The 8,963-nt window shown below is 68.2% G+C and carries 9 protein-coding genes; 2 read left to right on the top strand and 7 right to left on the bottom strand.

What is annotated here, in order from left to right; genetic code table 11:
* Together E1264_RS35545 and E1264_RS35550 are read right to left on the bottom strand one after the other, a co-directional pair.
* A partial coding sequence (locus E1264_RS35545) for an aryldialkylphosphatase (protein ID WP_132180746.1) occupies window positions 1-1,055 on the bottom strand: 1,055 nt, incomplete at its 3' end.
* Complete coding sequence (locus E1264_RS35550; RefSeq protein WP_132180748.1) at window positions 1,052-2,074, bottom strand: phosphotriesterase; 1,023 nt, start codon at window positions 2,072-2,074, stop codon at window positions 1,052-1,054. The genes E1264_RS35550 and E1264_RS35545, both read right to left, overlap by 4 nt.
* Window positions 2,075-2,287: 213 nt before the next feature.
* Between E1264_RS35550 and E1264_RS35555 the strand changes: the two genes are divergently transcribed.
* Complete coding sequence (locus tag E1264_RS35555; RefSeq protein WP_165964550.1) at window positions 2,288-2,935, top strand: tetratricopeptide repeat protein; 648 nt, start codon at window positions 2,288-2,290, stop codon at window positions 2,933-2,935.
* Here the strand turns inward: E1264_RS35555 and E1264_RS35560 are convergent.
* The 5 genes from E1264_RS35560 to E1264_RS35580 form a co-directional block, all read right to left on the bottom strand.
* On the bottom strand, window positions 2,880-3,437 hold the full coding sequence (locus E1264_RS35560; protein WP_132180760.1) for a GNAT family protein: 558 nt from the start codon (window positions 3,435-3,437) through the stop codon (window positions 2,880-2,882). The two genes, E1264_RS35555 and E1264_RS35560, sit on opposite strands and share 56 nt — an antisense overlap.
* A gap of 443 nt (window positions 3,438-3,880) precedes the next feature.
* A complete protein-coding gene (locus tag E1264_RS35565) occupies window positions 3,881-4,333 on the bottom strand; it encodes a YdeI/OmpD-associated family protein (protein WP_207936659.1) in 453 nt (150 codons plus the stop codon).
* Between the two features lie 357 nt (window positions 4,334-4,690).
* On the bottom strand, window positions 4,691-5,272 hold the full coding sequence (locus E1264_RS35570; protein ID WP_132180752.1) for a dihydrofolate reductase family protein: 582 nt from the start codon (window positions 5,270-5,272) through the stop codon (window positions 4,691-4,693).
* A 417-nt stretch (window positions 5,273-5,689) separates the two neighbouring features.
* Complete coding sequence (locus tag E1264_RS35575) at window positions 5,690-6,628, bottom strand: SAM-dependent methyltransferase (protein WP_132180754.1); 939 nt, start codon at window positions 6,626-6,628, stop codon at window positions 5,690-5,692.
* A gap of 315 nt (window positions 6,629-6,943) precedes the next feature.
* The gene (locus E1264_RS35580) at window positions 6,944-8,062 is read right to left on the bottom strand and encodes a S1 family peptidase (protein ID WP_132180756.1); all 1,119 of its coding nucleotides are present in this window, start codon (window positions 8,060-8,062) and stop codon (window positions 6,944-6,946) included.
* Between the two features lie 108 nt (window positions 8,063-8,170).
* Here E1264_RS35580 and E1264_RS35585 point away from each other — a divergent pair.
* The coding region (locus E1264_RS35585; RefSeq protein ID WP_132180758.1) for a DUF72 domain-containing protein at window positions 8,171-8,963 on the top strand (793 nt) is incomplete at its 3' end.

Genomic DNA, 8,963 nt, shown 5'->3' on the forward strand with positions numbered 1-8,963 from the left:
GTGAAGGTCAGGGCGCGGGCGGGGTTGTCCACCATGATCTTGTCAATGGCCCCGTCGGGGACGCCGAGGCGGCGCAGCGCCGGAAGGAAATGGTCGGGGATGTAGCTGTACCCCTGGCCGCCGTACCGCTTGAGCTGGATCTTCTGGCAGACGTCGTGGCCGAGCAGGATCTGGCCCGCGTGCCCGTGCTCGACCAGGTCGGCGATCCCGCGGGCGACCTTGTGGTCCCCGAGCAGCACCAGGTGCCCCCAGGGGCTGCCCGGCGAGGCCAGGAAGTCGAACTCGATGAAGACGCCCCGGGCGAGCACCCGCCGCGCGAAGGGCGGGTCGACGGCCATGGTCCCGGCGTGGCCCATGACGACGTTGGACGGGTCCACGCCCTCCTCGTCCAGGATGTCGAGGACCGTGAACTTCTCCTCGCCGACCCCGCCCACGTGGAAGGTGATCGGGGCGCCGGTGATCCGGCTCGCGCGTCCGGCGGCCCGGACGCTCTTGAGCTCCTCCGGCGTCAGCGGCGCGGTCTCGGCGCCGACCTCGCCGATGATCCCGGCGCGGACCCCCGTTCCGTCGGCGCCGTCCACGATGTCGCGGACGATCACGGCCGCGAGGTCATCGACGGTCCGTTCGCCCATGTCCCGCGGGTGGAAGGTCGGGATGTACCAGCCCGCGCCCATCACGATGTGGAGCCCGCTGGCCTGCGCCATCCGCCGCAGCGAGCCGGGATCGCGGCCGATGCCGAGGCTCGTGACCTCCACGACGGTCCCGCCGCCCGCGCGCCGGAACTCCCCCACCTCGGCGAGCATCTCGTCGAAGTCGGCCAGGACGTCGTTGTCGGCGTTGACGGCGCCGTGCCGGGTGCGGGCCAGGTTGGCGAGGGTGAGCGGTTCCCGCGCCTGCGGGGCGTCCTCGCCCGGGCGCAGCGCATGGGCCGGGCGGCGGAGATCGACGAAGAGGTGCTCGTGTATCAGCGTCGGGCCGAGCAGCGACGGGTCGACCGGCCCGGTCACCGTGAGCACCTGACCGGCGAGGTCGGGAATGGTCGGCGGCAGGTTCATCCGCGGCCCTCCGTCATGGTCAGCCAGCGGCGCGGGTTCGCCACCGTGAGGGTGCGCGTGAGGTCGTCGTCCGCGCCCAGGAACCCCAGGTAGGGGACGAACTGCTCGGCGACGAAACCGTACCCGCCGCCGCCGAACGCCTTGAGATCGATCTTGCGGGCGACGCGCGGCGACAGCAGGATCCGCTCGGCGTGGCCGCGCTCGGCAAGGGCCAGGACCGCCGCGGCGACGTCCTGGTCGTCCACCTCGCGGTACACGGTCGGGAGGCGGCCGAGCCCGTCGAACTGCAGGAACACGCCGCGGTCGGCGAGCCGGGCGAGGGCGTCGGCGTCGGTCGCGAGGCCGTCGCAGTGCCCGACGGCGACACGGCCGAGGTCGGCGCCGCACGCGGCCATCAGGTCGAGGAGTCCGTGCGTGGCGGCCGCCGTCGCGGCGCGGGCGAGGAGCACGGGCGCCCCGGTGCGGCGGGCGGCGTGCGCGACACCCGTCGCCAGGGCGCGGTCGGCGGGCCGGTCGAGATCCAGCGCCGCGATCTCACCGATCACACCCGCCCGGACGCCGTCCACTCCCTGGTCGAGCGCACCGATGATCTCCGCGGTGAGGCGCTCGGGCGGCGCTTCGGCGAGCTCGGGCGTCCGGGCCGGGGAGTATCCGCCGCAGCCCATCACCACGGCGACGCCGGTCGCCCGGGAGAGGTCCGCCAGCGCCCGCGCCCGGCGTCCGAGGTCGGCGCCGGTCACCTCGACCACGGCGCCGCCGCCCAGGGCGGCGAAGTCGGCGAGTTCGGGGCGGACGATCGCCTCGGTGAGCCGCCGGTCGTCCCGGTTCGGGGCGCCCAGGGCGAGCGCGCCGAGCATGTCCATGCGCACCGGCGCCTCGTCCGCCTCGGTCATGTCCGTGTCGGAGCGGCCGTTCAGGTCGCTGACCAGGTGCACGGAGGTGACCGTGTGCCCGAGAGAGCGAGGATCGACCGGCCCGGTGACGGTCACGACCTGCCCGGTCGCGTTCGGCGTGCTCATCCCGCGGACAGGACGGTCGTCAATGCTGGATCCACGCCGGTCAATGTATCGACCGGCGCCCGCGCGTCCCCTTGTGCGTCACCGCACGCTTGTTGACCTTCCCCGCATACCGATCGGCTCCGGGGCGGTCGGACCCGCCTGGGCTTTCAGAGGTTGGCCTCATCCGGAAGCGGCCCCGCAGGCAAATAGGCACTCGCCCTGAATGAGGAGACATTGCGTCGCAGCACGGAGGTCCTAGGGGAGAATGCGCGCTCCACTCTCGGGGTCGCCTACAACTTCGCCATCGACCTTTACACGCTGGGCGACCTCGAAACGGCCCGCGCGATGGTGGAGGAGATCCACGCGCGCCGTTGTGAGGTGCTGGGTGTGGAGCATCCCGACACGTTGAACTCGGCTGGCATCATGGCGGGTCACCTGAGCGAGTCGGGACAGGTGGAGGCGGCGCGCACCCAGGCCGAGGACACTCTCGACATGTGCCGCCACGCCCTCGGCGAGGACCATCCACAGACCCTGCTCGTGGCCCGGAGCCTTGCCCTGTATCTGCGGGAGCTTCACGAAACGGCGAAGGCCCGGCGGCTGGAGGCCGAGACCTTGGAGCGCTATCGCGCCGTGCTCGGTGAGGAGCACCCGGATACCGCGGCCATGGCCGCTCGCGTCGCCGCCCACCGCAATGCGGTGGAGGGTGCGGGGAACGGCGCGGCCGCCGATCGGACTGAGGCTTCGGAAGCCGACCCGGGAAGCGTGGAATCACGAACTCATGCAGCTCTACCGGGCTTTTCGTCTCCTGTGACCGGCAGCGGCCCGGTCAGTTCTGTTCTTTCACGATCGCCCAGCGTTCGTGGTCCATCCATCGCCCGTTGATCTTGATGAAGTTGGGCGAGAATCCTTCTTTTCGGAACCGCAACCGCTGGACCAGTTTCCGCGACCTGTGGTTATCCGGCTGAATGTCGGCTTCGACGCGATGCAGGCCCAAGTCGTCGAAGGCATAGTTGAGCAGCAGCTGAAGCCCTTCGGTCATGTAGCCGTGTCCGGTACCGGACACGAATGCGCCGTACCCGATGACCCCGCGCTGGTACGGCCCGCGAACGATCTCGTTTATGTTCACGAACCCGGCCATGGCCTTCGTCTCCAGCAGGCACACCACGAACCCTTCGGCGGCCACCCCGTCGAATCGCTTGACGTACCGGTCGAACTCGGCCGCGGTCTTCGGGGCCAGGATCCAGGGACGGAAGTACGACTCGCTCCGCCTGGACAGGTCGACAAAGGCTTCCTGATCGATGGCGGCGACCCTGCGGAGACCCACTCTCTCCCCGCTGCGAAGGAACAGATCCTCCGCCTCCTCCGTCGCGCTATGTGTCCCCATGCTCACGATTGGAGAGTACACCTTTATCATTGATCGCGCATCGGCCGGGAAGCCGATCAATGACAACCCGACTAACGTCCCTGTGGACTCAGGTGGTGGAATTTTACGGGCGATCTTACCCGAAGAAGGCCTTCCAGTGGATCGGGAGCAAGGCCGTCCTTGACTCGCCATAGCCGCGCCGTCAACTACCCGAACCGCCAGAAGTCGATCGCTGGCGCGTCCGGCATCGGACCAAAGCCTCTCGAAGTCCAGCGGTAACAGGATGCCCGGCCGGCCATTCACCGGATCGCCGCAGCGCAGATCGTTTAGCAGACCGGCGGTAAGCCGCAGGACGGCGGTAAGCAGCACACCGGGGGTAGCCGACAGCGCTCCCTCTCACCGGGCCGCTGGGTGTTCAGGGCTGTCCGAGCCGGTGGTGCCGGTTCCGGTCGACCCGCCGGGGGTCAGCGTTGCTTGCCCTGGCTGAGCGTGTCCACCGACTTGGCGATGCGCCGTTGCCTGGTCTGCTCGCTCTTGGCGCCCTCGATCTGCAGCACGTGATAGCGCTGGTTGCTGTACGACAGGCTGTTCCAGGTCTGCTGCGCGGCCGGGTCGGAGGCAAGGACCTGCGCGAAGTCTTCGGGAACCTCGACCACGCGAGGCGCCGTGTCCAATTCGAGAGCGACCTCGGTCTCGTCTCCCGCCTCGACACCGGCCTTGGCCCTGTTCTCGGCGCTGAGCGGCAGCATGTACCGGTCGCCGTAGACGGCGACCGTGCTGCGGTAGCTGTGGGCGCCGATGGTCACATTCACCTTCGGCTTCTTGCCCGCCCCCAGTTGTTCGACCACATCGGCCGGAACCTCGAAACCGGTCGCGGTCTTGCCGCCCAGTTCGATTGTGGTACGAAACTTCACCATCGTGCGTCCTCCCGATCAGCCCGATCACGAAAGCACACCGTCTTCAAACGCCGCAACAGACGTGGCTGGACGAAGCAGGACGACGCCCATGGCCGCTGCGGCGCCGGGCGTTGAACGCGCAGCACTTGGCCCACCCTCGTCCACGCCGTGCGGGCTCGTGCGCGTTGTCCGCGCTCGTGTGCCCCGTCCGCGCCGTCTGCGAAGTTCCAGAACGGCAAGCAGGCCCCCCGTAGGACTTGGCAAATCAGCAGGGGAGCGTCAACCCCCATGACCAGGACCAGCCGTGAACCCGGCCGGAACGTCATCGGACCTTCCGCAACAGCCTCGCCGCAGGACGGGTGGGATATGGGAACGGTCTCAGGTATGCAGGGTGGGCCGGTAGATGAGCTCCTGGATGTGGCCGTCGAGCGTCCGGCTCTCGATCAGCTCCAGGTCGAAGTCGGCCGCACCCTGGAAGATCGGATCCGTCCCGGTCTGACCCGTGAGCGCCGGGAAGATCGTCACCTGGACGCGGTCGACCAGACCGGCGGCCATCAGCGCCCGGTTCAGCGACAGGCTGCCGTGCGAACGCAACGGCACCTCGGACTCCGCCTTGAGCCGGGCGACGACGTCGACGGCGTCGCCGTTCTCTAGGGTCGCGTCCGGCCAGTCGAGGGGCCCTTCAAGTGTCGTGGACACCACCGTCGTCGGGATGTTCCGCATCTGGGTGTTCACAGGGTCGAGCTCCTTCAACTCCCCGGTGCGCGGGCCCATCAACTGCACGAACTGCCGGAAAGTGATCGCACCGAGAACCATCCGCTGCTCCTCGCCGTAGAGGGCGAGACGGCGGTCGAGAAAGTCGGGGCCTTGCTTCCCCCAGTAGCCGCCCCAGTCGCCGCCGTCGTAGGAACCGAAACCGTCGAGAGTGGAGAATACGTCGAAGGTATAGATAGCGGTCATGTGCCCTGCTCTCCTCGGACTGAAATCACCCGAAACTCATCGCCATCAGGCCAGTGCGCTCAGCAACACCACAAGCGGGAGGAAGGAACATAGCACGCCGATCCACAGACTTCGAATAGTCATCGTCACCATCCACCCTCCCGATCCACCCGTTGACCAAAGCACCCCGCCGTCCACCGGACAACAGAACAGGCTGGACCCGACAAGCCAATGCCCAAGCTCCGCCGCCGGTGAAATACGTGTCCTGATGCCGCCGAGCGTCACTCCCCCACCAGCCTCCTGTTCACCCGCCGCGAGCCCGCGAACTTGCGCATCGGCGATCGGCGGCCAGCGACCGGCCGCCGACATCCCGTCCGACCTACTGCAGGCTCTCGATAGCCCAGGCTCTTAGAGCGGGCGGCCTGCGAATCGCAGATATCAGGGCTTGCGAAGCACTCCGCCGAACTCCCTGGCGAGTTCGCGTTCGGTCGAGGCGCCAAGGACGGAGGCCAAGTCAGGATCGACCGGCGCCAAGGGCGGCTGCGTGGGGTCAGGGCGCCAGTCCATGACGTTCACCATTCCCGGTTCGACGGGTTCCCACCCGCTCACGAATTCCGTGACCTGGCTCGGGGTACGGCTTTTCCATTTCATGCCGACGCTGTGCATGATCGCGGTGAAATCGTCGGCCGTCTGCTGGTCGGCGCCAACGAACTGGGACAGAGCGACGTAGCTGCCGGAAACCAGCGCGTCCGTGATGGTGCCGATGGTGTGCCGAGCCGTCTCGTCATCGGGAATCGAGTGCGGAACCGACAGGAAGAGCGCCGCGACCGGTTGCGTGAAGTCGATGAGGCGTTGCACCTCAGGGTGATCGAGCACCTCGTCGGGCCGGGTCATGTCCTGCGCGATCACCGTGGTGTGCTCGTTCTCGGCCAGGACGGCTCGGCCGTGCGTCAGCACGATGGGGTCGTTGTCGACGTAGACCACGTGCGCGTCCGGCCGGAACCGTTGCGCCACCTGGTGCACGTTGTGCTGGGTGGGCAATCCGCTGCCGAGGTCGAGAAACTGCGCGATCCCGGCGTCCCGTGCCAGGAATCGGACCACGCGGTAGAGAAAGAGCCGGTTGGCCCGTGTCGCGTCGAGAGCCTCGGGAAACCTGGCATTGACCGCCCGGACGGCCGCGCGATCAACGGCGTAGTTGTCCTTGCCGCCGAGCGCGTAATCGTACATTCGTGCGGGCGTCGGAACGTCGACCGAGAATTTCGCGGAGTACGAGGGATCATCCGTTGACACGGCAGGCTCCACATCGTCCGAGCCAGGCTGACTGGGCCCGGGAAGCCTACCGGCGAAACATCCGAAGGAGAAGACCGCACAGAGCATCGCCCACGCGCCCGCTCACCGCCCTACAGCCACTCAAGCGCCGCCGGACCCGGTTCGGGTCAGTTCGATTCCACCGATCTGACACGTCCACAACAGATTCACCGACCACTCACGAAGACCACTTCTGAGAATTGCAACCACTCTGCCCGCGGTATCAGGACGCCCAAGGAAGACCATGAGCCGACCGCACGAGATCGAAGAGACCCGCGACAAGGAGGCCTAGAAGCTTCCGAAGCCCGCGACCAGCCGTCCGAGAGCAGGTCAAGGGCCGGTTTCCGAACGCACCGGAACCGGCCCCACTCGCGATACCTATCGTCAGCTGACTTCGGCGCCGAATATCTGGAGGGGTTCGGTCACCGGCTGGAAGAAGGTGACACCACCGGACTGGCAGTCGCCCGAGCCACCTGACGTGAGGCCCAGGGCGGTGCTCCCGCTGAACAGCGACCCGCCACTGTCACCCGGTTCCGCGCAGACGGTCGTCTGGATCGCCCCGGTGACGGTGCCCTCGGGATAGTTCACCGTTGCGTTGACGGCAGTGACGGTGCCATCGCGGAGGCCCGTGGTGCTGCCGCTGCGCGTGACGCGTTGCCCGACGACGGCCTCCCCGGCCTCGGTGATGTCCTGCGACTGGCCGTTGTACAGGTTGACGGCCCCTTCTCCGGCCTCCTCGGCCTGGACGAGCGCGAAGTCGTCCCCTGGGAAGCTGCTCTCCACCGTGGTGCCGAGCGCCTGGCCGCCCTGCTGGTCAGCGGTCCAGGTGCGGACGACGTTGCCGCAGTGCCCGGCTGTGAGGAAGAAGTCCTGGCCGCCGCGCTTGACGTTGAAGCCCAGCGAGCAGCGCGTGCCCTGCCCGAAAATCGCGTCACCGCCGAGGGCGAACGTGCGGAGGCGTCCCGGGATCCGGACCATGCGGATCGCCGGCCCCAATTCCCGGGCCATCCTCCGGACGGCTGCCATGCGCCTCCCGGTGACGGAATCGTCCGTCCAGACGGTCACCTTGGACGTAGCGGGGTCGACGGCCCAGCCCGTGCCCGGTATGCCGGACGTCGACTGGCGAAGGGCGGCGGTGATCCGCTTCAACGTCGCCGGGCTTCTCGGCAGCGCCTTCGGCACGGCACCGGCGGCGCGCACCATCGCGGCGTCCGCCGAGTTGGTGACCGTCACGACGGGCCGGCCGGCCGCGTCGAGGTACGCACCGGCGGTGCGCGGCCCGAGCCGGTCGGCCAGCTCGGCGGCCAGTGCGCTGGCCGATCTCTTCCGGGTGTTCGATGCCTCCTGTCCGGCGAGCGTGGCTTGCCGGCCACCGCCGGACTGGTCCGGCATCCGGACCGCGTACAGCGAGCCGGCCACGAGGCCGGCGGATCCGGCGGTCACCGCGGCCCACGTGACCACGGTGCGCAGACGAGTCTTCCTCGCGGCGTTACGGCGGGTCATTCGTCCTCCAAGGTCCGGTCTGTGCGTGGAGATACGGCGCACGGGCGGACGGAGTTCAAGCGCCGTAGCGAACCCAGGTCAGCCCCCGATTTCGATAGCGTCGTGTTCATGCGGCTTCATGTGGGGTGCGCGATGTGGGCTCATCCGCCATGGCACGGGCGTTTCCTCCCGCATCCGCTGGCTCCAGGCGAACGGTTGCGCGCCTACGCGAGCTGGTGCAACGCGGTAGAAGGCAACACGACCTTCTACGCGACGCCGTCGCGCGGCACGGTGCAGTCCTGGGCCGAGCAGACGGAACCCGACTTCCGCCTGGTGGTCAAGCTGCCGAAGTCGATCACGCATGAGCGCCGACTGGTCGGAATCGATGACGAACTCCGCACATTCCTGACCGCGATGGAGCCCCTCGGCTCGCGAATGCACGCACTGTGGGTGCAGCTTCCGGGCTCATTCGGCCCCGCCGATCTGGGCACGCTGGCCGGATTCCTGCGTCGCCTCCCGACGGCGCACAGGTACGCGGTCGAGGTGCGCCACCGCGCGTTCTTCGAGGACGCCGGGTGCGCCCGAAATCTCGAACGCGTCCTCACCTCCGCCAAGACGGAATGGGTTCCGTTCGACACGACGGTGTTCTTCCAGAAACGTCCGGGCAGCGACGCCGAACGGGACGCCTGGACGAAGAAGCCCCGCGTTCCACGCCGATCCGAGGCACTGACCGACCGTCCGATCGTCCGCTACCTCGGACGAGACGACACGACGGAAACGGTCGAAGGATGGCGGTTCTGGGTCGAGAGGGTCACCGATTGGCTGCGCGAGGGCCGCTCACCGACCGTCTTCCTCCACACCCCCGACAACGCGGACGCCCTGACCCTAGCCCGCCGCTTCCACGACGAGGCAAGAACCCACC

Origin of the sequence: Actinomadura sp. KC216 (genome assembly GCF_004348535.1) — a bacterium.
GTDB lineage: Bacteria > Actinomycetota > Actinomycetes > Streptosporangiales > Streptosporangiaceae > Spirillospora.

Bases quoted from the DNA above. Each gene is read 5' to 3' on its own strand.
- E1264_RS35550 (WP_132180748.1), bottom strand. From the start codon at position 2,074: ATGAGCACGCCGAACGCGACCGGGCAGGTCGTGACCGTCACCGGGCCG.
- E1264_RS35560 (WP_132180760.1), bottom strand. From the start codon at position 3,437: ATGGGGACACATAGCGCGACGGAGGAGGCGGAGGATCTGTTCCTTCGC.
- E1264_RS35565 (WP_207936659.1), bottom strand. From the start codon at position 4,333: ATGGTGAAGTTTCGTACCACAATCGAACTGGGCGGCAAGACCGCGACC.
- E1264_RS35570 (WP_132180752.1), bottom strand. From the start codon at position 5,272: ATGACCGCTATCTATACCTTCGACGTATTCTCCACTCTCGACGGTTTC.
- E1264_RS35575 (WP_132180754.1), bottom strand. From the start codon at position 6,628: ATGCTCTGTGCGGTCTTCTCCTTCGGATGTTTCGCCGGTAGGCTTCCC.
- E1264_RS35580 (WP_132180756.1), bottom strand. From the start codon at position 8,062: ATGACCCGCCGTAACGCCGCGAGGAAGACTCGTCTGCGCACCGTGGTC.